At 33.8% G+C, this 22,840-nt stretch carries 22 protein-coding genes; 8 read left to right on the top strand and 14 right to left on the bottom strand.

Annotated elements, in window-relative coordinates:
- Positions 1–9: 9 nt before the first annotated feature.
- Positions 10–2,544, bottom strand: coding sequence for a phosphoenolpyruvate carboxylase (locus OH814_RS06105; RefSeq protein WP_308827531.1), 2,535 nt, complete (start codon positions 2,542–2,544; stop codon positions 10–12).
- A gap of 180 nt (positions 2,545–2,724) precedes the next feature.
- Between OH814_RS06105 and OH814_RS06110 the strand changes: the two genes are divergently transcribed.
- The 8 genes from OH814_RS06110 to OH814_RS06145 all read left to right on the top strand — a co-directional run bounded on the left by OH814_RS06110 (position 2,725) and on the right by OH814_RS06145 (position 8,388).
- Positions 2,725–3,387, top strand: a complete 663-nt coding sequence (locus OH814_RS06110) for a hypothetical protein (protein WP_308827532.1) — start codon at positions 2,725–2,727, stop codon at positions 3,385–3,387.
- A gap of 58 nt (positions 3,388–3,445) precedes the next feature.
- Positions 3,446–3,850, top strand: a complete 405-nt coding sequence (locus OH814_RS06115) for a hypothetical protein (RefSeq protein WP_308827533.1) — start codon at positions 3,446–3,448, stop codon at positions 3,848–3,850.
- A gap of 182 nt (positions 3,851–4,032) precedes the next feature.
- Positions 4,033–4,446 (top strand): hypothetical protein, encoded by a 414-nt coding sequence (locus OH814_RS06120; protein WP_308827534.1) that lies wholly within the window; start codon positions 4,033–4,035, stop codon positions 4,444–4,446.
- Positions 4,447–4,680: 234 nt separating this feature from the next.
- Positions 4,681–5,118, top strand: coding sequence for a WG repeat-containing protein (locus OH814_RS06125; protein ID WP_308827535.1), 438 nt, complete (start codon positions 4,681–4,683; stop codon positions 5,116–5,118).
- A gap of 91 nt (positions 5,119–5,209) precedes the next feature.
- Positions 5,210–6,373 carry an iron-containing alcohol dehydrogenase gene (locus OH814_RS06130; RefSeq protein ID WP_308827536.1) on the top strand — a complete coding sequence of 388 codons (1,164 nt, stop codon included), beginning with the start codon at positions 5,210–5,212 and terminating at the stop codon, positions 6,371–6,373.
- A gap of 218 nt (positions 6,374–6,591) precedes the next feature.
- Entirely contained in the window at positions 6,592–7,050 is a 459-nt protein-coding gene (locus OH814_RS06135) for a lipocalin family protein (protein WP_115619434.1), read from the top strand.
- Positions 7,051–7,128: 78 nt separating this feature from the next.
- The gene (locus OH814_RS06140) at positions 7,129–7,785 is read left to right on the top strand and encodes a GDSL-type esterase/lipase family protein (RefSeq protein ID WP_308827537.1); all 657 of its coding nucleotides are present in this window, start codon (positions 7,129–7,131) and stop codon (positions 7,783–7,785) included.
- A 114-nt stretch (positions 7,786–7,899) separates the two neighbouring features.
- Positions 7,900–8,388, top strand: coding sequence for a lipocalin family protein (locus tag OH814_RS06145; RefSeq protein ID WP_308827538.1), 489 nt, complete (start codon positions 7,900–7,902; stop codon positions 8,386–8,388).
- A gap of 38 nt (positions 8,389–8,426) precedes the next feature.
- Here the strand turns inward: OH814_RS06145 and OH814_RS06150 are convergent, their stop codons facing one another.
- The 13 genes from OH814_RS06150 to OH814_RS06210 form a co-directional block, all read right to left on the bottom strand.
- Positions 8,427–9,779 carry a DEAD/DEAH box helicase gene (locus tag OH814_RS06150; RefSeq protein ID WP_115619437.1) on the bottom strand — a complete coding sequence of 451 codons (1,353 nt, stop codon included), beginning with the start codon at positions 9,777–9,779 and terminating at the stop codon, positions 8,427–8,429.
- 105 nt (positions 9,780–9,884) lie between these two features.
- A complete protein-coding gene (locus OH814_RS06155; RefSeq protein ID WP_115619438.1) occupies positions 9,885–10,388 on the bottom strand; it encodes a hypothetical protein in 504 nt (167 codons plus the stop codon).
- 32 nt (positions 10,389–10,420) lie between these two features.
- Positions 10,421–12,064 (bottom strand): AarF/UbiB family protein, encoded by a 1,644-nt coding sequence (locus OH814_RS06160; protein ID WP_308827539.1) that lies wholly within the window; start codon positions 12,062–12,064, stop codon positions 10,421–10,423.
- 97 nt (positions 12,065–12,161) lie between these two features.
- On the bottom strand, positions 12,162–12,863 hold the full coding sequence (locus OH814_RS06165; RefSeq protein WP_308827540.1) for a hypothetical protein: 702 nt from the start codon (positions 12,861–12,863) through the stop codon (positions 12,162–12,164).
- Positions 12,864–12,930: 67 nt separating this feature from the next.
- Positions 12,931–13,767, bottom strand: coding sequence for a prephenate dehydratase (gene pheA / locus OH814_RS06170; RefSeq protein WP_308827541.1), 837 nt, complete (start codon positions 13,765–13,767; stop codon positions 12,931–12,933).
- 38 nt (positions 13,768–13,805) lie between these two features.
- The gene (locus OH814_RS06175; protein ID WP_308827542.1) at positions 13,806–14,369 is read right to left on the bottom strand and encodes a hypothetical protein; all 564 of its coding nucleotides are present in this window, start codon (positions 14,367–14,369) and stop codon (positions 13,806–13,808) included.
- 73 nt (positions 14,370–14,442) lie between these two features.
- Positions 14,443–15,972 carry a glutamine-hydrolyzing GMP synthase gene (gene guaA, locus OH814_RS06180; protein WP_076559017.1) on the bottom strand — a complete coding sequence of 510 codons (1,530 nt, stop codon included), beginning with the start codon at positions 15,970–15,972 and terminating at the stop codon, positions 14,443–14,445.
- A gap of 209 nt (positions 15,973–16,181) precedes the next feature.
- Positions 16,182–17,420, bottom strand: coding sequence for a phosphoribosylamine--glycine ligase (gene purD, locus OH814_RS06185; RefSeq protein WP_076559019.1), 1,239 nt, complete (start codon positions 17,418–17,420; stop codon positions 16,182–16,184).
- Between the two features lie 88 nt (positions 17,421–17,508).
- Entirely contained in the window at positions 17,509–19,023 is a 1,515-nt protein-coding gene (gene purH / locus OH814_RS06190; RefSeq protein WP_308827543.1) for a bifunctional phosphoribosylaminoimidazolecarboxamide formyltransferase/IMP cyclohydrolase, read from the bottom strand.
- Positions 19,024–19,327: 304 nt separating this feature from the next.
- Positions 19,328–19,900, bottom strand: coding sequence for a phosphoribosylglycinamide formyltransferase (gene purN / locus OH814_RS06195; protein ID WP_308827544.1), 573 nt, complete (start codon positions 19,898–19,900; stop codon positions 19,328–19,330).
- A 72-nt stretch (positions 19,901–19,972) separates the two neighbouring features.
- Positions 19,973–20,965, bottom strand: coding sequence for a phosphoribosylformylglycinamidine cyclo-ligase (gene purM, locus OH814_RS06200; protein WP_308827545.1), 993 nt, complete (start codon positions 20,963–20,965; stop codon positions 19,973–19,975).
- A 279-nt stretch (positions 20,966–21,244) separates the two neighbouring features.
- Positions 21,245–21,796, bottom strand: coding sequence for an NAD(P)H-dependent oxidoreductase (locus OH814_RS06205; RefSeq protein ID WP_308827546.1), 552 nt, complete (start codon positions 21,794–21,796; stop codon positions 21,245–21,247).
- A gap of 134 nt (positions 21,797–21,930) precedes the next feature.
- Positions 21,931–22,659: a pirin family protein gene (locus OH814_RS06210; protein WP_076559029.1), complete on the bottom strand. Its 729-nt coding sequence runs from the start codon at positions 22,657–22,659 to the stop codon at positions 21,931–21,933.
- Positions 22,660–22,840: the final 181 nt, after the last annotated feature.

The raw sequence follows: 22,840 nt of genomic DNA on the forward strand, positions 1-22,840 counted from the left end.
TAAAAATTCTTAAGCCGAATTTCTACTGGCATTAATATTTCCAAATAAAGAACGTGTTACCAATTTCTCGTAAGCTTCTTTATTACCCTCTCCTTTCTGGATTTTCATTAAAGCATATTGCTGAATACTCAATAATGGAAGCACAATTCTCTCTCGAATTTTAACAGATTTTCTTGATAACGGATCTTCTTCCTGAAGCTGTTTAAATCCTGTCAATTCAAGCATAATGTTTTTAGAAAGATTAAATTCATCAAATAGAACATTCCAAAATTCGCCAAATTTGGGATTGTTTTTAATGTAATACGTTAATGGGAAGTAAGATTTGTTCATACTCATCATCGAGTTTAAAACTAAAGTTTTAAAGAAGTCTGAACCTCTGTATAATTCAATTACTTCTTCAAATCTACCCTGCTCTTTCATCTGCTGCATCGCAAAACCAAACCCAAAGAATCCCGGAACATTTTGCTTCAACTGCGACCAGGATCCCACAAAAGGAATCGCTCTTAAATCTTCAAATCTAAGCTCGCTGTCGCCACCCCGTTTTGACGGGCGGCTTCCGATGTTGGTTTTACCGTAATATTCCAGCGTACTCATTTCCTGCAAATAAGGAACGAACATTGGATGTGCCTTCAAATCTGAATATTTCTGATAACTTAGATCAGCCAATTCAATAATTAAAGCTCTTTCTTTTTCAGTTAAATCTTTTTTAGAATTTTTGAAAACATCATTTTCAACTCCGGCTGTTAAAAGCTGTTCAAAATTGTATTTTGCCTGTTCTTTATTCCCAAAAATACTAGTAATCGTCTGACCCTGAATTGTTAATTCAATTTTATTATTGGCAATCGTTTTCCCTTGCGAAGCGTAGAAATCGTGGGTTTTACCGCCACCTCTTGCAGGCGGGCCGCCTCTGCCGTCGAAGAATACGACTTTAATTCCGTTTTCTTCAGAAAGTTTCGTGAGAACTTCTTTTGCTTTATAAATTTCCCAGTTGGCTTTCAAATAACCTCCATCTTTGGTTCCGTCTGAAAAACCAAGCATAATGGTTTGTTGATTTCCTTGCTTTAAAAGATGCTTTTTGTAAACTGAGTTCTGATACAATTCATTCATTACATTTTCAGCATTCGCAAGACCTTCCATGGTTTCAAAAAGTGGAACAATATCCATATTGATGTCTTCATCTTTATAACCGCAAACTTTGAAAAATGCATATACATTCATCACATCTTTCACGGCATCAGAATTTGAAATAATATATCGATTCATTCCTCTCAATCCGTTCAGTTCCTGAATTTCTGATACCTGAGAAACTGTCAACAACGTATCTTTCACAATATCTTCAAAATCATCAGCATTAACCTTATCTGAAATTTGAATTAATTGATTGAATTTATCTTCATTGCTCGCCTCATTATTTCCAAAAACCTTAGCAAAAACGGTGTCAATTACCTTCTGATGAATTCTGCTGTCCTGTCGAACATCCAACGTCGCAAAATGAGTTCCGAAAATCTTCACACGATCTTTGAAGTTTACCAAAAGATCAAGGAATAGCGAATTATGTTGTTCAACTAATATCTTTTCAGCTTCCTCTAATCTTGTAATGATATCTTCCGCAGTGATCTTTTCATTTCTAAAAATAGCAGAATACAATTCATTGCTCAGCTTTGTCAACACATCAGAAACTCCTCTGAAACTTAATCTTCTTCTTACAGATTTAAGGTTATTATAGTAAGCCTTTAAAATGGCTGAATGCAGTTCTTCCGCTACTCTTTTCGTAACATCTGCCGTCACAAAAGGATTTCCGTCGCGGTCACCTCCCGGCCAAAAACCTAATTGAATAAGGTCTTCATGTAGATGAAAATGCTCGTTCTCAAATGTTGATTTTATCTTTGTGAAAAGTTCGCCAATCGTATCATAATACACATATCTCAGATAATAAATGATACTCAAAGCTTCATCAATCGGAGTCGGTTTTTCTTTATTGACAAAAGGGGTTTTACCCAATTGTTGCAGTAACATATCAATACTGGTGATAGAATCTGTCGTAATCGCATTTCGAAGATCATGAAGAATTCTCTGCACCGAATTCGGATAAAACTGTGTCGGGTGAGCCGTAAAAACAATTTTTACAGCAAAATCTTTCAGTTTTTCACGAATTTTATCGAGTTTGTGATCCTGTAATGATCGTTCGTACATATTGGTCACTGTTCCGTTATCACTTTCGGAGTGAATGTTAGGAAAGGCAGCATCTTCAATACTATCAAACAAAACAACTTGTCTTTCAATATATTGTATAATTTTAAAAAGGAGTTCGGTTTTCTGCTCTTCGGTCTGTAAATCGGTATGATTTTTAAAGAATTCTTCAACGATTTCTTCAGGTGTTTTTCCTGCTTCGTAACCGATCTTGCTTTCTTCACAAAGAAACGGAAGCAACATCCCAATATTCGTCATTTTATCATAAGGCAGGCTCATAAATAATGAATTGTAGATCTGAAACTTATTTTCAACGATCTGCCTGAATTTTTCTGCGCGCTGGTCGTGTATCATATAACAAATGTAGGAGATTTTAAATTTAATTTCGAGTAAATCAGTTTAAAATAATATGAAAATTTTTTAGCAAACCTCTCTAAATAGTGTTTTAAATGTATCTTCGCTAAAATCTTTAAAAATCATCTTAAATTGAATGCAAAGTTTAACAATCAATATGAGATTGACTAATTATACACTATGAAATTCGGAATTATTTTTTATACCATACTTGGCATTTTAACTTTTACACTAGGAATTTATTTTCTTCAGTATAATTTTATTATTTCGATTATATTTTTTATTGGTGCATTTATCAATGGAATTTTTATTCATAAAGAATACAGTATGCATAAGCATGATAAAATTGAATATGAAGAAGATACAGTTTCAGATGAAGTAGTCATTAAATATTCACGTTCTGGTAGAATTATAGCAATTTCTATGTACTGTATTTTTGTAATGATAGGAATTCTCTTTCTTTCATCAATTGTCATTAAACTGAATTTTGTGACAATATTTGTACTGATTGCATTAACAGGATTTACAGGTTATTTCATTACAAAAATAGTTTTAGAAATTAAGAAAATACCTAAAGTTATGATTTCTATAAATAGAAAAGGAATTCAGATAAAAGATAACACAAGATACTTTTGGAATGAAATTCAGCTTGAAAAAATTACATCAAAACATTTAGTAAGCCGAGAACCTAAAAATGATTACAAGCCTGAAATTAATTATTTATATTTTTTCCATAATAATGAGAAAATTGAAATTAAGATTGATGATTTTGATATTAGCAATTATCAATTTGCGCAGGTGTTAAAAATATTCAGATCTCGAAGTAATCATTCAGATTTATAATTTTAAATGAAAATATTTGCTGATTAGTTCTTAATTTTACCGAACCAATCTATATTTAATGAAAAAAATATTCCTATTCCTTGTAATGACTTTTCTTTTCACAGCCTGCGCTGAAGATTGCTATAATGCGCCACTACCCATTGTTTTTGAGTTTGTTAATTCAAACGATGAAAATCTTATTGCCAATGGAACACTTACCGTATATTCAATTCAAGACGAGAATAATGTTAGTCTGCAACTGACTAAAACCGATGATAATAAGGTTATTTTAGAAAAAGTGGGTGCTTATAATGGAACAAAAAATTATACCTTCTACTCTAGTTTCAAAGTTTTTGATTTTTCAATACAGTCTTCAGAATTTAAAGGAGGTTGTGACGGTTATCAAATCAATAAATTAACGTTTACAGGTGTTGATATTGATGTTACTGACGAAAATGGATATTATAAAATTGTGTTAGAATAATCTCGATCGCATTTACCAATCGTATGAATTCCGAAAGTGATTAAAAATTGGAAAACAAGAACTCTATAGAATTACAAATAAGTTGCTTTAACACTTATTTTTTTTCAACCTTAAGGGACTTTTAATAAAAAATCTTTTATTTTTTGTACTTTCGTGATATTCAAATCTAAAATATTTTTATTGTGATCAAAAAAATCATGTTATTGTTATGTTTTGCCTTTTTTACAATCTCCTGTAAAAAAGACTGTTATACCGCTCCTGAAAAAGTAGTTTTTGAATTTGTTAATTCAGCCGGAGAAAATTTAATTGAAAATGGAAATATCACTACTTACAGCATTATGAGAAAAACAGGACAAGGCGGTTATACAAGTGTAGAACTTACAGAGACTGAAGATCATAAGGTTGTATTAAAAAATGTTGGTACATATAACGGAATTCAAGAATACAGATTTACTTCAGCGCCCAATATTTTCTTTTTTTCTATCAGATCATCTGATGTTCCGACGGATTGTGATGGCTATCAAATTGATGAGATTAACTTTCAAAACGTATTGACAACAAAAGAAAATGGATATTATAAAATTGTATTAGATTAAAATTCATGAGAGCAAATAAATGATTTTAAATGCTACAATAGGATTTATAATTGTAATATTCATTGCGTGTTATTCTTTTTCTATTTTGCGATAACGTCTAAAAATTTTGCTTTAATTGCTTCTGCAATCGGCATCGTAATATCATTTATTCCTAGTTTTATCAATATCGGTCAATTAAATGCTGAGATAAAATCACGAAAATCTAAATATTTATAATTAAAATTCTACTGAACCATGAAAAAGGCTTTATTTGTTCTCATGTTTACTTCGCTTAGCGTTTCGTCTTTTGCTCAATATAAAAAAGTGTATACTTATGGTGACTATCAAAAAAATTGGGCTTTGGTAAAAACCTCTTCAGGAACTTACGGTTTCATTGATCAAAATAAAAAGCAGATTGTAACGCCAATCTATTCTAAAATCGAAAAATTCGGAAATGTACATCCTGACTTTGCTGTCGTAAAAGCAATTACGGATACTTATGGGCTCATCGACAAAAACGGAAAAGAAATTGTACCGACAATTTATCAAAAAATTGGAAAGTTTGACGAACTAAAAAAAGGGTTCGCTTTGGTAGAGACAGTCAACAACAAATTCGGATTTATAGATTCAAGCGGAAAAGAAGCAATTACAGCAATTTACAGTTTAGATGAAATAAATGCAAAATTGCAATAGTTTACATAAAATATAATCATACAAACTTTAAAACTTTCTTAACTGAGATTTCGTGTTTCTATGCTTACATTTGATGTAAATAATAAGAACAATGCTTAATTTCGAGTTTAAAAATCCCACAAAAATACTTTTCGGAAAAGGTGAAATTGCAAAAATTTCAAATGAAATTCCTAAAGACGCCAAAATATTAATGATTTATGGTGGCGGAAGCATCAAAAACAATGGTGTTTATGATCAGGTGAAAACAGCTTTAAAAGATCATGACTTACATGAATTTGGTGGTGTGCCTGCCAATCCGGAATACGAAGTCTTGGTCAATGCTTTAAGCTATATTAAAGAAAAAAACATCAATTATCTTCTTGCTGTTGGTGGCGGATCTGTAATTGACGGCGTTAAATTTCTTTCTGCCGCTGCTAATTACGAAGGCGAGCCTTGGGAAATCCTTAAAAAGCCGGTGCGTACTTTTGAAGGTGAAGGAATGCCTTTCGGAACCATTTTAACTTTACCGGCGACGGGATCTGAAATGAATTCCGGCTATGTAATCTCAAGAAGGGAAACCAACGAAAAACTGTCTTCAGGCGGACCTGGATTATTTCCTCAGTTTTCAGTTTTAGATCCTGAAGTGATCAGATCAATTCCTAAAAATCAGATTGCAAACGGAATTGCAGATGCTTACACCCATGTTTTAGAACAATATATGACCTCGCCTTCTTCAGCAGATCTTCAGGAGAGAATTGCTGAAAGCATTTTGATAAGCCTTCAGAATGCCGCTACCAAAGTGATGTCTGAAGATTTTGATTATGATGCTGCAGGTAATTTTATGTGGTGTTGCACGATGGCTCTAAATGGTTTAATTCAAAAAGGAGTGATTACCGATTGGGCTGTTCACGCAATGGGACACGAATTGACCGCTTATTACGGGATTGATCATGCAAGAACTTTAGCTGTAGTTGCTCCTTCGCATTATCGCTATAATTTTGATGCAAAAAAAGGAAAATTGGCACAATATGCAGAAAGAGTTTGGGGAATTACAGAAGGCAGCACTGAAGAAAAAGCTGAGCTGGCTATCGTAAAACTGGAAGAGTTTTTCCACAGTCTTCAAATTCAGACAAAACTGTCAGATTACACGCAGGATTTTGCAGGAACTGCGGAAAGAGTTGAAAAAGCTTTTACTGAGAGAAACTGGCTGGGCCTAGGTGAAAATAAAAATCTCACTCCTCAAGATGCATATAAAATCGTTGAGATGAGTTACTAAAATTAGGTAATAGATATTAGGGTTTAGGATTTAGTTAAAAAAATTATGCTAATATATTTTCAGGAAAATGAGAAATTATGATACTTCAGAGATTTTTCTAAAACCTAAAACCTAATATCTAGATTATATTTTTTACAAACATTTGTTTAAAAAACCTCGATTTCATTATATATATTACAAATTTATTTATATTTTAGCATATTCTTAAATTTGTGAAAATGAAAAAACACTTACTCTTATTTGCCTTTTCTGCATTAGCATTGACATCATGTGAAGATGATGACGTTCAGGGTTATGAAATGGACATGCTGAAAGGCGAATGGAAAACTGTAAAAACTGAAGTAATATCAGGAAAAGATAATACGACTGCGCTACAGACATTTACTCCTACAGGATGCGAAACTAAAAGTATAACAGAATTCAGAACTGATTATTACGCTTCCTATACAGGTTTCTCAGGTGTTGGTGCATCGTGTACAAGTGCAAAAACTGAAGGAACTTACACATACTCCAATGAGGATAAATTATTGGTTATAAAATACGATAATGACAGCGAAAGAGCGTACAAGGTTATTATTCTAAGCAATAGTGAACTTAGACTTGTGCAGATGTTTGATAATGTTGATGTAAATGGTGATTTAGTAATAGACACTACTTACATTACTTATAAAAGATAGAAACAAAATATACGATACAGGCTCCCGTTTTTTACGGGAGTTTTTTTTATATTTACTTTCGTTAAAAATTTAGAAACAATGAAGAAGATTTTCTCAGTAGTATTGCTACTGATTTTCGCCCTGACTTTCGCTCAGGAAAAACAACCGCTGTTCTGGCAGGACATTCAGAATTTCAAAAAACTAGATCAGGAAAATGCTCCGCCAAAAAACTCTATCCTTTTAGTCGGAAGCTCATCATTCACAAAATGGCAGGATGTTTCAGATTATTTTCCGGGTAAAACAATTATCAACAGAGGTTTTGGAGGATCAAGACTAACAGATTTAAATTATTTTTCTGAAGATTTATTAATTCCTTATCAACCAAAACAGATCATCATTTATTGCGGAGAAAATGATTTTGCCGATGATGCACAATTAAAAGCTGATGTTGTGGTTGACCGATACAAAACGTTCTACAAAAAAATTCGTGAGAAATTTCCGACTATTCAGGTTGATTATATTTCAATAAAATATTCGCCGAGCCGTGCAAATCTATGGCCTCAAATGAAAGAAGCCAACAAAAAAATTAAGAAGTTTATGAAAAAAGAAAAAAACGCTGATTTCATAGATATTACCAAGGTGATGAATGATGCTGACGGAAATATAAGAAAAGATCTTTTTGTAGAAGATATGCTTCATATGACACCTGAAGGTTACAGACTTTGGACAAAAGTGATGAATCCTTATATGAAATAATAGGATTATAAACCTTAAAAAACATTCGATTTTTAGAAAAAACAAGAGCGATTTCAGTTGAAATCGCTTTTTTTACATTATTCCATTGTTAGTGGTTAAAAAAATCATAGTTTTGTGAAAATAAACACAACAACATCGATGAAAAAAATCTCTCTACTGGCATTTGCCATCCTACTTCTATTGACTTCCTGTGGTAACGATGACAACGAAAATAGTCAAAACGAAATAAATCCAATTGTAGGAAATTGGAAAATGAGTAAAACAATGATTATCTCAGGCTCTAATAATGCAATTTTGCAGTCAAGTCCTGTTACAGGCTGCGAAGCTTTAAACACTTTCGAGTTCGGTCAAAATCAAGGTTTCAGTATAAAATATTACACTAAAAATAATACAGAATGCATTGCTGACGGATTTGACACTGGAACGTATCAATATAGTGAAAATACAAAAATGCTGACCTTTACATATTCAGATTCGATGGTAGAATCGAGCGTCGTTCATTCGCTGAATAGTACTGAAATGATGACTGTAGATCACATTGAAGATTACAATGGTGATGGCGTAAATGATACGTCAGTTATTTTATTTAAAAAACAACCATAAAAAAGATGCGTCTCAGGTGAGACGCATCTTTTTTTATTTTATTTCTTTCTCTTAGACTTAGAAATTGCTTTCTGTTGTGCTCTATTCGCACCGAATTTCTTAGGAGTTTTTCTTTTGGAAGGTCCGCCCCAGTTTTCTTTTTTATTCTTATCTTTTTTCTCGTGGAAAGCTCCGCCGCCGTCAAAAAGTTTCGCTTGAGCAGGGTTTTTCATTACAATCTGATCTTCTTCAGATGCAATTTTCTTAGGATTGATTTTTACCGTTTCAGGGAAATCGATGTATCTCAATTCTTTATCCATCAATAATTCGATATCTAAAGCAGATTCTTCTTCCTTCTTCGCCACAAAGGTTATTGCAATACCGTCTTTATCGGCTCTACCTGTTCTACCGATTCTGTGAATATACTGTTCAGGAACTTCAGGAGTTTCAAAATTGATAACGTGTGTAATATTTGAAATATCAAGACCTCTCGCCATTACGTCTGTCGTAATTAAACCTCTGATTTCTTCATTTTCAAAGCGCTTCATTGCTTTGAGTCTGTAGTTCTGAGATTTGTTGGAGTGGATCACATCAAATTGCTCTGGAAAAAGCTCATTAATTTGTGTAAACAGCAGATCTGAATGTTTCTTGTTATTGGCAAAAATCAACACCTTAGACATATCTTCGTTGTTTTTCAACAAATGCTCAAGTAAATTGATCTTTGTATTGAAGTTTTCAACTTTATAAGCGGTCTGTTCGATTTTCTCAAGCGGAGTTCCTGATTTTGCTAGTGAAATTTCAATAGGACCTGCAAAATACTGATCCAACATTTCATCTACAGCTTCTGTCATGGTAGCCGAAAAAAGAATATTCTGTCTCTTTTCGCGCATCATTTCGAAAATGTGAGTTAACTGTGGTCTGAAACCTAAATTCAGCATTTCATCAAATTCATCGATGATAAGTTTCTGAACTTCTCTTAATGAAATTGCGTTATCTATCGCCAAATCCATGATTCTACCGGGAGTTCCTACCAAAATATCACAACCATTATTGAACAATAATTTCTGTGTATTGATGTTTTTCCCACCATAAATTCCAATTACTCTTGCAGTAAGATTTTCTGTCAGTTTTTCAACAATTTCTGTTACCTGAACCACCAATTCTCTTGTAGGAACCAAAACAACGACAGTAGGATTTCCGTTTTTATTATATTTCCAGGTTTTTAAAACCGGTAATAAATACGCCAAAGTTTTTCCTGTTCCTGTCTGTGCAATTCCCATCACATCTCTCCCCGAAAGAATCGGGCCGATACTTTTTTCCTGAATTGGAGTGGGCTCAAATAAATTTAAATCTGCTAAAACATCAAGAACTTTAACCGGAAGGTCAAAGTCTGCAAAAGTGAGTTTTTCCATTTTGCAAAGATAGGCAATTAATTTGGTTGTAAATCTATACTGAAGGAAGTGAGTTTTTAGACTCGTTATTAAGTTTTAAATCTATATAAATCTCGGCAAATAAATTTAATTAATTTTCACGCTTTTGCTCATAATTTTAATATCATCATCTTTCCAGACACTTGTTGTAATGATGACATATCCTTTCTTTTTCGGATCTTTTTTAATCGGAAATTTCTCATCTTCCCATTGCGAACAATGTGTAGAAATTGGAGACACCAAAGGTTTCCAAACACTTTTCCCATAAGTATAAACATAAAACGGGTGCCAACAACTTGTACACCAATCAGGATAGAAACCTATTTCGTCTTTTCCGTCGCTATTTAAATCTTTTAGATTGTATAAAGTTCCATTTCTCGAAGGAGCAATTATGAAAGGTTTGATATTTTTATCACTAAAATAAATGATTGTCTCACACTTTCCGTCGCAGTCGTCGTTACAATCATTTATCTTTGTGTACGCATATTCTTGAATTCCGTTTCCGTCAAAATCACCTAAAACACCTTCCGTTTCCTGAGCAGAAAGTGATAAACCAAAGAACGTGAAAGTAAATAAGACTAATATTTTCATTTTAGTTTAATATATTTATTGAATTAAATTTCTCATTTCCTTGTAATTCTCAGCAAAAGAATAATTACCAGCAATACTGAAAACAAAAATCCAAGAACAGCCACCAAAGACATTTCCCCAATTCGCGGACCGGATTCTGAAACAAAAACAATGGCTGTTGCAATAATATTTGCTCCTAAAATCATCGCTAAAATAAGATTGATAATGCTCGATTTTATTAACTGATTCGTTTTGTCAATATTTTTAATTTCACTCGAAATTGTAAAACTGTTATCATCCAGTTTTTTTAATACAGAACGCAGTTCTTTAGGAATTTCGTCTACATTATCGGTGAAAGTCATTATCTTTTCGATTCCTGTTTTCAGGAGTTTTTTGGGACTTATTTTGTTGCTTAATATTTTTTTTGTGTACGGATGAAGACTTTTTACGATATCCAAATCAGGATTGATCGTTCTTCCGACACCTTCTATCAAGCCAATTCCTTTAAATAAAAGATAAAAATAATCAGGCATATACAACCTGTTATCTTTCAGAACATCTTTCATTTTATTGATAATAATATTAGGATCGATGTCTTTCAATGAAGTGCTATGCACGAAATTTAAAACTTCATCAACATCATTTTCAAATCTTCTCTCATCGGGAATTTCATAGCTCACCGCCATTTTTTTCAGATAACGGACGATTTTATGAGAATTTTTAGCGACAAAAGCAACAATTAAACTTTCTAAAATTTCCTTGTCATTTGGCTGTATTTTCCCGACTGCGCCAAAATCTATAAATACGACTCTTCCATCTCTTTTTACCAAAATATTGCCGGCATGAGGATCGGCATGGAAAAATCCGTAATCTAAAATCTGCGAGACAAAAAGCCTTAAACCAACTTCTGAAACCACAACCGGGTCGATATTATGCTTTAATAATTCCGCTTTATCGGTTACTTTTATTCCGTCGATGAATTCCATGCACAATATATTATTGTTGGAAAACTCATCATAGACTTTCGGAACGTAAGTTTCTTTATTATTTTTAAAATTTAAAGCAAACTGCTGAATATTATTTCTTTCATTCACCAAAGAAACTTCTTCGAGCAACGATTTTTCAAAAGTTAAAATTGCCTGCTTCAGATTCAGTTTAGCACCGATTTCAGAATACGTTGAAATGAGTTTTACCAAATCTTTTATCAACAGTAAATCGTCTTCAATAACCGATAACACGTCTGGCTTTTTAATTTTCAGAATAACTTCTTCCCCAGAAATTAAAGTTGCTTTGTAAACTTGTGCAATAGACGCCGTTGCCAAAGGTTTTGCAATAATTTCTGAAAAATGTTCTTTGGGAATAATATTGAATTCATTCTCAAGGATTTCCTCCACATTCATTTCTACTACTTCTACTCTGTCCTGAAGTTTTTGAAGCTCCTGAATAAGCTCGGGTGGAAGCAGATCTTCACGGTTACTGAAAGTCTGGCCGAGTTTCACGAAAGTGGGACCCAACTCTTCCAAAACAAGACGAATGCGTTCATAAACAGTTCCTTTTGAGATGATTTCGTCAGATTGAGCAATACCCTCTTCCGGTTTTTTGCCCATTCTGGCAATCATATCTTTGAATCCGTACTTACTTAAAACGGAAATCAGTTTTGCCGATCTTTTTAGTTTTCTTTGCTGCTTATCAAACATATTGTGGTGAGAGTAAATTGAATTGCAAGTTACGTTCAAAAATTATTCCTTTTAAAAACTACTTTCAATATTAAAACTTGACACTTCAGATCAAATATTAAATAACCTTAAAAACAGTCAACAACAAAATCAAAGCCTGCCAACCCAAAATAAGATAGAAAAACAGTCGGCTTGGTTGTGAAATATCTTCAAGCTTATCAATGATTTTTCCCTTTAAAATCTCGGTAAAGCTTACATTTTCATCTTTAAAATCTATTTCGTCAAGTTCAACTTTCTTGAAACCGTAGCTAATGATTTTCTTGAACCATTTATTTTCTTTAGAATCTCTTATTTCCTGTAATATCTTCAGCTGGAGCTTGGCTTTATCCGTTCCTTTTTGAAATAATTGTGGTTGATTATCTTTTGTTTTATTTAAAATTCTGTCAATTATCGGGAAAAGTAATTGTTCACCTTTATCAGCAATCAACCTGTTCATCGTACGAAACATCACATATTTATTTCCTAATGTGAATAACAGAATCGGAGCTCCAAAAATACTGAGTATCGTCAATCCGAAAGAAATCGGTCTTGCTGCAAATAATACTAAAATGGCAGCTTGTCCGTTGGTATGAACCGGTCCGCCACCATTATTAAATGTCTGACTCACAATTACAATAATTGTGATAATACAAAGAATTGCAATAGAAATCTGCCCGATAAGATTGATTTTCAGGAAGCTTAATGTGGCACGACTCAGAAGTTTGGCAACATATTTAAATTCATCATTAATATTGCTTTTAGATTTTAATTTATCTATCATCTGTGATAATTTTGGAAATGTAAATTACAGATTTTTCAGCAATAATCTTTAGAAATGCAAGCTAAAATTATTCTTCAAAAATATATTCATTATAATGTCCCAAAAATTTCACTTTAGTTCCTAATGCGATAATCTCGTCGATAGCATTTTGGGACAAAACATTGTGCCATTCACTTGCTACATTGATGAAGAAAAAATAATTTCCCAAACCTGTTTTCAACGTTCTGCTTTCAATTTTCGAAAGGTTCATTTTTCGCCAAGCAAAAACAGAAAGCACCTGATGAAGACCTCCTGCATGATCTTCGGGAAGCGTAATGATTAAAGACGTTTTTTCTGAAGTTCTGGGTAAAGGAATATCTAAAGCAGATTTCGTTTTTGAAATCACAATAAACTTGGTATGATTCTGCTCAAAATCCTGAATGTTTTCATGAATAATTTTTAAGCCATACAGTTTTGCTGAATATCTATTGGCGACTGCCGCCCATTTTTCCTGAGGATTTTCAGAAACCAATTTAGCTGAAGCCGCTGTAGAACTATAATCCTGCGAAGGAATGTCTTTAAAATGATCATACCTGAAATGAAAAGTCTGCGCCAAAGCTTGCGGATGTGAAATGACTTTCTCAAAAGTTTCGTTATCGGGATGAATCATCAAATGATGCGCAATCGGCATCACCAATTCGGTTTCGATAAAAACTTCAAAATCGTAGAGATAATCGAGGGTCATAGAAACTGTTCCTTCAATAGAATTTTCTAATGGAACTACGGCTTTATCTACTTCATTATTTTTCACTGCATTAAAGCAATCTAAAATACTCGACTGAGGAACTAATTCTTCACTCGGGAAAATCTGAGACGCTGCTAATTGTGTGAAACTGGCTTGTGGGCCGAGGTATGCTATTTTCATAGGACAAATGTAGAAAATATTTATATTTTAAAATACAATCAAAAAAAAATCCTGCAAAGGGCAGGATTTATTATAAAATTTATTTTAACGGCTATAATCAGATAAGGATATTTCTGAGATGTGCTCTGTTCTACGGAATCTTTTGCGGTGTTCAACCTCATATACATGGTTCTCCATTTACTTTTCATTGCCTCTTCTTTCGTAGCAAAGTTCTTTTTTATGGTAAAATGTTTTTTCATCGCATCAAAATTTTTATAATCCAGTTTAAAAACACTTTTCATTTTATCAGAAACCAGAAACTCATAATTTTTATAGGTGAAATAACCATATTTACTATTTTTAATTTCATCATTATATCTTGCTGTATTTTCGGTAATGATAACTGGTTTTTGATTTGTAAAAAGAATATCTATTTTCTGTTTCTGTGAGTCATGAAATCCGGAAACTACCATAAATTTTTCTTTATTTTTTTTGTCTGAATCTTCTATAAACCGATCAATTTCAGCAATTATCTTTTTATTCTCTACAACTTCAGTAATTTTAGGATTCTTATTACAAGATGAGAGTACAACTATAAAAATTGTTATTAGAATATTTTTCATATTAAAGTTTATTCAAAAATAAAACAAAAAATCCCGCCGAAGGCAGGATTTATATTTAAAATTCAAGTCAAAATTACTCCCACTCTATTGTTGCAGGTGGTTTGCTTGAGATATCGTAAGCTACTCTGTTGATTCCTCTTACTTCGTTGATGATTCTGCTTGAAACAGTATCTAAAAACTCGTAAGGAAGTCTGCTCCACGTTGCCGTCATAAAGTCGATCGTGTTTGCTGAACGAACAACTGCTGTGTATTCATACGTTCTTTCGTCCCCCATTACTCCTACAGATTTTACAGGAAGAAGTACTACGAAAGCTTGAGAAACTTTATCGTACAAATCATTTTTATACAATTCTTCGATGAAAATATCATCCGCTTCCTGAAGGATTTTAACTTTTTCAGCATCTACAGCGCCCAAAATTCTGATCCCTAAACCAGGACCAGGGAAAGGATGTCTGTGTACCAAATGATGAGGAATACCCAATTCTTCACCTACTTTCCTTACTTCGTCCTTGAATAATTCTCTTAAAGGCTCTAATAATTCAAACTCCATTTCTTCTGGAAGTCCGCCAACATTGTGGTGCGATTTGATCACTGCAGAAGGTCCGTTTACTGACTGACTTTCGATCACATCAGGATAAATTGTTCCTTGCGCTAAGAATTTTGCGCCTTCAATTTTATGAGATTCTTCATCAAAAACATGAATAAATTCGTTTCCGATGATTTTTCTTTTTGCTTCAGGATCATCAACTCCGGCTAATTTTGATAAGAATCTTTCTTTAGCATCAACAAGCTTAATGTTCATATGGAAATGTTCTCCATAGTTTTCCATTACTTTTACATCTTCATCTTTTCTCAACAATCCTGTGTCTACGAAGATACATTGCAATTGATCACCAATCGCTTTATGAATTAAAACTGCAGCAACAGAAGAATCTACACCTCCTGAAAGACCAAGAATCACTTTCTGATCTCCTACTCTTTCTTTGATTTCTTCAACTGTTTTTTCAATATAATTTGTAAGTTTCCAGTTTTTCTCTGCATTACAAATCGGGAACACGAAATTCTCCAGCATTTTGCCACCTTCTTCTGTGTGAGAAACTTCAGGGTGAAACTGTACGCAATATATTTTTTTGTCTTCGTTAGAAATTGAAGCGATTACACCAGATTTTGCATTTAACTCGAAACCTGCAGGTAATTCTCCAACTTCGTCAAAGTGGCTCATCCAAACAATAGAATCGTTGGTAACGCCTTTTAATAAAGAAGATTCTTTTACGATTTCCAAATGTGCTTTTCCGTATTCTCCTTTTACTCCTTTGTGTACTTTTCCACCTAAAAGATGTGCTGTAAGTTGCATTCCGTAGCAAATTCCCAAAACCGGAATTCCTTGTTCATACAATTCTTTTTCAACCAAATGAGCATTTTCCGCATTCACAGAACTTGGTCCACCGGAAAGGATGATCCCTTTCGGCTGCTTTTCTAAAATTGTTTCTAATGGTGTATTGAAAGGTAAAATTTCGGAATAAACCCCCATTTCACGGATTCTTCTTCCGATAAGCTGGTTGTACTGAGATCCGAAATCTAAAATGATAATACCGTTGTTCATTTTTATAATTGATAAATGATGATTGATAACTAATTTTTGTTGAAATACCGAAAACCATAGCCCCGATTGCAGCGACATCCTTTTTTGTTATTGCGATTGTAAACCAGTTCAGCATATTGCTGTACTTTGTTCGCAATGACAAAAAAGATATAGCGAAAAGCGGGAAATAGCTTCTAATAAAAAAAGCCCCGACAAATCAGGGCTTTATATTAAAACTTTCCGATGTCTTCTCTGTAGAAGCCGTAATCGAAATGTACATGACTAGCGTCTTCGTATACCTTTTTGCTGGCCTCTTCATAGGTAGCGCCTGTTGCAACGATATTTAAAACTCTACCGCCGTTGGAAACCACTTTATCTCCTTTTTTGATTGCTCCTGCATATAAAAGCTGACTGTGTCTTACTTTTTCTTCACCCGTGATTTCAAAACCAGTCTCGATATTTCTAGGATAACCACCTGAACACATCACCAAACACACTGCTTTTTCGTCTCTAAATTTAAGCTCGATTTCTTTACCGCTCATACAGTCGTTGATTACATCTAACAGATTATTTTCCATTAATGCCATCAAAACCTGAGTTTCAGGATCACCGAATCTCATGTTGTATTCTAATAAGTAAGTCCCGTTTTTGGTAATCATCAATCCAAAGAAAATCATTCCTTTGAACGTGAAACCTTCAGCTTTAAGACCTTTTACAGTTGGATTCAAAATATTGTTTTCAAAATCAACATAATGTACTTCTGTGAATTCAGGGCTTGGAGCTACTGAACCCATTCCTCCTGTATTTGGACCTGTATCGCCGTTTCCTACTTTTTTGTAATCTTTAGCTGCAATACATGGGAATATTTTTTCACCATTTGAGAATGCAATTATTGATGCTTCAAAACCTTCTAAATATTCTTCGATAACCAAACGAATTCCTGCATCGCCGTAGATTCTTCTTATCATGAAATCGTGAATCGTAGCTTCTGCTTCTTCCAAAGTTTCGCAGATTACAACTCCTTTTCCACCAGCAAGACCACTTGCTTTTACAACCAAAGGATATTCTTGATTCTGAACATATTCTTTAGCTTCAGGATAAGAATCAAATACCACAGCTTTTGCTGTTTTAATATCATAGGTCTGCATAAATTTCTTAGAGAAAGCTTTACTTCCTTCAAGACTTGCCACTTTCTGATTCGGACCGAAAACCTTAAGACCATGTTTCTTAAATTCATCCTTCAAACCAGCTACCAAAGGAGCTTCTGGTCCTACAATCGTAAGATCTACTTTTTCTTTGATTGCAAAATCTCTAAGTTCTTTAATCTCTGATAAATGAACATTTTTTCCTATCGCACCAGTAGTTGCATTTCCGTTGGCGAAAAACATATGACTCACTCTAGAATCTTTCTGAAGTTTTGCTGCCAAAGCAGATTCTCTACCACCTTCACCTATGATTAATATTCTCATACTTTATTTATTATCTAGTCTATTGTACAAATATATAATTTTGAATGCTATAAATACAATCTCAAATTATTTTTTAATTCTATTTTAATTAATGGAAAAAATGTCTAACACCAGTAAACATCATCGGGATTTTGTGCTCATTTGCCGCTTCGATGCTGTCTTGGTCTTTTACACTTCCACCCGGCTGAATAATTGCCGTAATACCTTCCTGAGCGCAGAAATCTACCACATCACGGAAAGGGAAAAATGCATCAGAAGCCAAAACAAGATCTCCTGTGAATTTTTCTTTAGCTCTTTCAATTGCTTGTTGAGTTGCCCAGATTCTGTTAACCTGTCCGCCTCCGATTCCGAAAGCCTGAATACCGTTTGACACAACGATCGCGTTAGATTTCACATATTTTACCACTCTCTGAGAGAACAATAATGCTTTTTGCTGTGCTTCTGTCGGTTGTGTTTCAGTAACCACTTTAATATCATCTGAGAAAATACTGTCGTTATCCTGAACTAAAATTCCTCCGTCAACTTTTACCCAAGTTTGCTTGTCAGAAACTGGATTAACGATTTTTATAATTCTTAAATTTTTCTTTTTTCTTAAAACTTCCAATGCTTCTTCATCAAAATCAGGAGCCATTACAATCTCAAGGAATGTTTTGTTTAATTCTTCAGATGTTGCTGCGTCGATTTTGTAGTTCATTGCAACAATTCCGCCAAAGATAGAAACAGGATCACATTCAAAAGTTTTTTGGTAAGTCTCCAAAGCTGAAGTTCCGATAGCCACTCCACAAGGTGTAGAATGCTTTACAGCACAACAAGCCATTTCTTCTTTAAATTCTGTAACCACTTTCCAGCAAAGATCCATATCGCGAAGGTTATTGAAAGACAATTCTTTACCTCCCAACTGTTCGAAATCTTTCATCGCACCGTTTTCGAAAGTAGAAACATAATATGCTGCTGTCTGATGTGGGTTTTCACCATATCTAAGGTCTGAAACTTTTTTATAAGAAGCACTTAAATATGTTGGATAATCTTCTTCTAAAAGCATTCTTGAGATCGCGGCATCATAGGCTGAAGTAAGATTAAATACTTTTCCGGCTAATCTTTTACGAGTTTCGATGTACGTGTCACCGTTTTGCTCCATTTCGATTTTTACTTTCGTATAATCTTCAACATCGGTAATTACGGTTACAGAATCGAAGTTTTTAGCTGCTGAACGAAGCATTGATGGTCCACCAATATCGATAAATTCTACCTTTTCATGTAAAGAAATATCTTTATTTACATTTTCAAAGAAAGGATAAAGATTAACGATCACCATGTCGATTAAGCCAATTCCGTGCTCCTGAACCGTTTTCATGTGTTCTTCGTTTGAACGAACCGCCAATAAACCACCGTGAACTTTTGGGTGTAAAGTTTTCACTCTTCCATCCAACATTTCAGGAAAATCTGTTACTTCGTCGATCTGAATGGGATTTAAACCAGCCTCTTTCAAATGTTTGAACGTCCCGCCTGTAGAAATCAATTCATAATTTTGGGATTCCAAAAACTGTGCGAATTCTGTTAATCCGCTTTTGTCAGAAACACTGATCAAAACTCTCTTGCTCATAGATTTTTCATTTTTTTAAGCGAAAACCGCAATATTGCGATTTTCACTCATTTTTACTTTCATTTTCAGCATAGGATTTCACTCTACACTTGGTTAAATCGTCCTTTTGGGACTTTCAATTTTTACTTTTTACAGTTATTTCAAACTGTAGACCGGTTCTTTCACCTCCGATCTTACTTTACTTAGATTTTTTACTTTTTCGAAATCTTTTTTAATCAATCTAAGTGTGTCTTTATTTTATTAATGTAACAATATATTAGTGTAACAATGTACCAATTTGATTAATTGGTAAACTGATACATTGTTACATTGGTACATTATTGAGTACTTTATTTATTGCTATCGGAAAAATTTCATATTCAATTTTGTGAACTTTTTCTGCAACAGTTTCGGGAGTATCGTTTTCAGTAACTTCGAATGATTTTTGCAGAATCGCTTCTCCTTCGTCAATTCCAGGAGTTACAAAATGTACTGTCGCTCCGCTTTCTTTTTCTTTAGCTTCAATCACCGCATTGTGAACATGATGTCCCCACATTCCTTTTCCTCCAAATTTTGGAAGTAAAGCAGGATGAATATTGATTATTTTCCCGCCCCAGTTTTCACAAAATTCAGGTTTTAAGATTGATAAAAAACCAGCTAAAACGATAAGATCAGTATTTTCTGGAATGATTTTACTCAATTCGCTACTGAAGTTCTTTCCTCTCGGAATCAAAACGTTTTCTATGTTATGATTTTTTGCTCTTTCCAACCCGAAACATTCTCTATCCGCAACCACTAAAGATACTTTTGCATTTTGGATCTCTCCATTATCAATGGTATCAATAATTCTCTGTAGATTGGTTCCTGAACCTGAAACGAGTATAACTAAGTTTTTCATTAATTAGAAGTTAGAAGTTAGAAATTAGAAATTAGTTTAAACCTAATCTCTAATACTAAATTCTATTTTTATTTAAAATTTTAAATCTATTTTTTCAGCTCCTTCTGTGATTTCTCCGATTTCGTACGCATCATCCAAAAGGTGTAATACTTTTTCTGCATGTTCTGCATCAACTACAACGATCATCCCAACCCCCATATTGAAGGTTCCGAACATTTCTTCGTGAGCCACGCCTCCTCTTTTTTCCAGTTCTACCATAATACTAGGAATCTGAATTTTTGAAGCATCGATTGTAGCACACAAACCATCACCAATAATTCTTGGAATGTTTTCGTACAAACCACCGCCAGTAATGTGAGCGATACCTGCAACTTTTACTTCTTCAATTACCTTATGAATATCTTTATAATATAGTCTTGTAGGAACTAAAAGTGTTTCGTACAAAGGTTTCCCTTCAAATTCTTCATTAAAATCAGGGAACACTTTTCTTACCAAAGAGAATCCGTTTGAGTGGAAACCTGAACTTGGTAAAGCAATAATTTTGTCTCCAGGTTTGATTTTTGAACCGTCAATAATCTGATCTTTTTCAACAATTCCAACGCAGAATCCAGCAACGTCGTAGTCTCCCGGTTTGTACATTCCCGGCATTTCAGCAGTTTCACCACCGATAAGCGCACAATTATTGTCTTTACAAGCCGCTACCATTCCTAAAACGATTTCTGCAGCGATTTCGGAATCTAATTTTCCGCAAGCTAAATAATCCAGGAAAAATAATGGTTTTGCACCATGACAAAGAATATCATTTGCACACATCGCGAAACAGTCAACCCCGATAGAGTCATATTTTTTTGAATCTAAAGCTACTTTCAGCTTCGTTCCTACTCCATCTGTTCCCGAAACCAACACTGGATTTTTGTAACCTCCAATCTCGTAGAAAGCTCCAAAGCTTCCCAAATGATTCAAAACATTGGAATTGTGAGTTTCGCCCACCGCTTTTTTGATCTTGTCAACGGTTTTGTAACCTTCTTCTTTGTCTACTCCTGCAGATTTGTACGTGTTGCTCATGCTTAATAATTTAGCAATGTATCAATGTAATAATGTAACAATGGTCTAAAATTGGTAAACTGTTACATTGATAAATTGGTACATTTTATTTTTACTTTTTATTCAAATTTAGAAAACAAAAAAGCCGACAATCTTAGTAGATTATCGGCCGTTATTTTATCTCAGAATTTCAGAGTCCACAATATTCCCTTTTTTGGAGAAACATTCTTTAAAAGTGGTCTGAATTTTCATTACTTTTTCTTTTTGCAAAGATATTAATTTTATATTAATTTTCAAATGCTATTTTTCTAAGATTATTTCAACAGAAGCAATCTTTGCTACTTTTTCTTTTAACTCACTGTTTTTCTCTGCATTAGAAATCACATTTGCTTCTTTATCGAAGTTATCATTAAAGAATGGAAGGGTAAAAGTATCGATAATATTCCCTCCATGTAACGGAAAACGCTTTTCTGCAGCTTCCAAAACTCCCAAACCACCTCTTCCACCAGGAGCTGTAGCCATTAACAACATTGGTTTTTCGTTCCAAACAGCTCTTTGTTTGATTCTTGAAGTCCAGTCGAAAACATTTTTAAATGCTGTAGAATACGTTCCGTTGTGCTCAGACAAAGAAACTAAAAGAATGTCTGCAGCATCTATTTTTTCTGCCAAGTTTTTTGCTTCCTGAGGAACTCCGCTTTCTACTTCGCGCTGATGTTTGTAGATTGGCATTTCAAAATCGTTCATGTCAATGATTTCTACTTCTGCATTTTCAATTAATGAAGCTGCGTAAGAAACTAATAATTTATTGATTGATGTTTCGGAATTACTTCCTGCTACTGCTAAAATTTTCATTGTATATTTAAATTTGTCTAAGTTTTAATGTATTATTGTTGAAGTAGTACTAAAACCACCCCGTCAAAAATTCTTTCGAATTTTCGTCACCCCTCCAAGGAAGGGGAATTTTTATTCGGCAAAAATATTTTTTTTTATTTTAAATAAGAAGGTAATTCCATAGGAACTTCCATTAAAAGTATTTCGGTATCTTCTGTTGCTTCAATGTTGAAACTTTGGGTATCCCAAATTCCTAAACCATCTCTTTCACTTAAAACTCTGTCGCCCACTTTGGCACTTCCTTTTAAAACAAAAGCATAAACACCGTTTCCTTTTTTATTGATCATATAGTTTTTACCGTTTCCTTTGGTGAATTTAGCCAAATTAAACCATGCATCCTGATGAATCCAAACTCCGGCATCGTTTTTATCGGGTGATAAAATCTGTTGGAATCCATTATTTTTTTCACCGTCTGCAATACTTTTCTGATCATATCTTGGCTCAACACCTGTTTCTCTTGGAAAAACCCAGATCTGCAAGAATTTTACGGCTTCGTCTTTATTTTTATTGTACTCACTGTGCATCACACCGGTTCCGGCGCTCATTACCTGAATTTCTCCTTTTCTGATAACAGCAGTTGTACCCATTGAATCTTTGTGTTCTAAATCACCTTCCAACGGAATTGAAATAATTTCCATGTCTTTGTGCGGATGAGTTCCAAAACCCATTCCCTGAGAGACGGTATCGTCATTTAATACTCTCAAAACTCCGAAATGCGATCTTTCAGGATTTTGATAACCTGCGAAACTGAAGGTGTGATAAGAATTTAACCAACCATGATTGGCATGACCTCTTGTATCTGCTTTGTGATAAACTGTTTTCATATTATCGATATTTTTTTGATTATTTATGGTACAAATGTACGGTGTCGATAGTAGAGAAATGTTGATGTAAGGTAAGAAAGGATTTTTTGGTGAATGGTAAATTGTGAATTGTGAATTTTCTTCGAAGTGAATTTTCATGCTAAATATATATGTAGACCTGTTTTTTACTAATGTAAAGGCA

Origin of the sequence: Chryseobacterium sp. CFS15 (assembly GCF_031118795.1) — a bacterium.
GTDB lineage: Bacteria > Bacteroidota > Bacteroidia > Flavobacteriales > Weeksellaceae > Chryseobacterium > Chryseobacterium indoltheticum.

Excerpts from the sequence above, each read along its gene's own strand:
- OH814_RS06105 (WP_308827531.1), bottom strand. The coding sequence starts at position 2,544 with ATGATACACGACCAGCGCGCAGAAAAATTCAGGCAGATCGTTGAAAAT.
- OH814_RS06110 (WP_308827532.1), top strand. The coding sequence starts at position 2,725 with ATGAAATTCGGAATTATTTTTTATACCATACTTGGCATTTTAACTTTT.
- OH814_RS06115 (WP_308827533.1), top strand. The coding sequence starts at position 3,446 with ATGAAAAAAATATTCCTATTCCTTGTAATGACTTTTCTTTTCACAGCC.
- OH814_RS06125 (WP_308827535.1), top strand. The coding sequence starts at position 4,681 with ATGAAAAAGGCTTTATTTGTTCTCATGTTTACTTCGCTTAGCGTTTCG.
- OH814_RS06130 (WP_308827536.1), top strand. The coding sequence starts at position 5,210 with ATGCTTAATTTCGAGTTTAAAAATCCCACAAAAATACTTTTCGGAAAA.
- OH814_RS06135 (WP_115619434.1), top strand. The coding sequence starts at position 6,592 with ATGAAAAAACACTTACTCTTATTTGCCTTTTCTGCATTAGCATTGACA.
- OH814_RS06140 (WP_308827537.1), top strand. The coding sequence starts at position 7,129 with ATGAAGAAGATTTTCTCAGTAGTATTGCTACTGATTTTCGCCCTGACT.
- OH814_RS06150 (WP_115619437.1), bottom strand. The coding sequence starts at position 9,779 with ATGGAAAAACTCACTTTTGCAGACTTTGACCTTCCGGTTAAAGTTCTT.
- OH814_RS06155 (WP_115619438.1), bottom strand. The coding sequence starts at position 10,388 with ATGAAAATATTAGTCTTATTTACTTTCACGTTCTTTGGTTTATCACTT.
- OH814_RS06160 (WP_308827539.1), bottom strand. The coding sequence starts at position 12,064 with ATGTTTGATAAGCAGCAAAGAAAACTAAAAAGATCGGCAAAACTGATT.
- OH814_RS06165 (WP_308827540.1), bottom strand. The coding sequence starts at position 12,863 with ATGATAGATAAATTAAAATCTAAAAGCAATATTAATGATGAATTTAAA.
- pheA (WP_308827541.1), bottom strand. The coding sequence starts at position 13,767 with ATGAAAATAGCATACCTCGGCCCACAAGCCAGTTTCACACAATTAGCA.
- OH814_RS06175 (WP_308827542.1), bottom strand. The coding sequence starts at position 14,369 with ATGAAAAATATTCTAATAACAATTTTTATAGTTGTACTCTCATCTTGT.
- guaA (WP_076559017.1), bottom strand. The coding sequence starts at position 15,972 with ATGAACAACGGTATTATCATTTTAGATTTCGGATCTCAGTACAACCAG.
- purD (WP_076559019.1), bottom strand. The coding sequence starts at position 17,420 with ATGAGAATATTAATCATAGGTGAAGGTGGTAGAGAATCTGCTTTGGCA.
- purH (WP_308827543.1), bottom strand. The coding sequence starts at position 19,023 with ATGAGCAAGAGAGTTTTGATCAGTGTTTCTGACAAAAGCGGATTAACA.
- purN (WP_308827544.1), bottom strand. The coding sequence starts at position 19,900 with ATGAAAAACTTAGTTATACTCGTTTCAGGTTCAGGAACCAATCTACAG.
- purM (WP_308827545.1), bottom strand. The coding sequence starts at position 20,965 with ATGAGCAACACGTACAAATCTGCAGGAGTAGACAAAGAAGAAGGTTAC.
- OH814_RS06205 (WP_308827546.1), bottom strand. The coding sequence starts at position 21,796 with ATGAAAATTTTAGCAGTAGCAGGAAGTAATTCCGAAACATCAATCAAT.
- OH814_RS06210 (WP_076559029.1), bottom strand. The coding sequence starts at position 22,659 with ATGAAAACAGTTTATCACAAAGCAGATACAAGAGGTCATGCCAATCAT.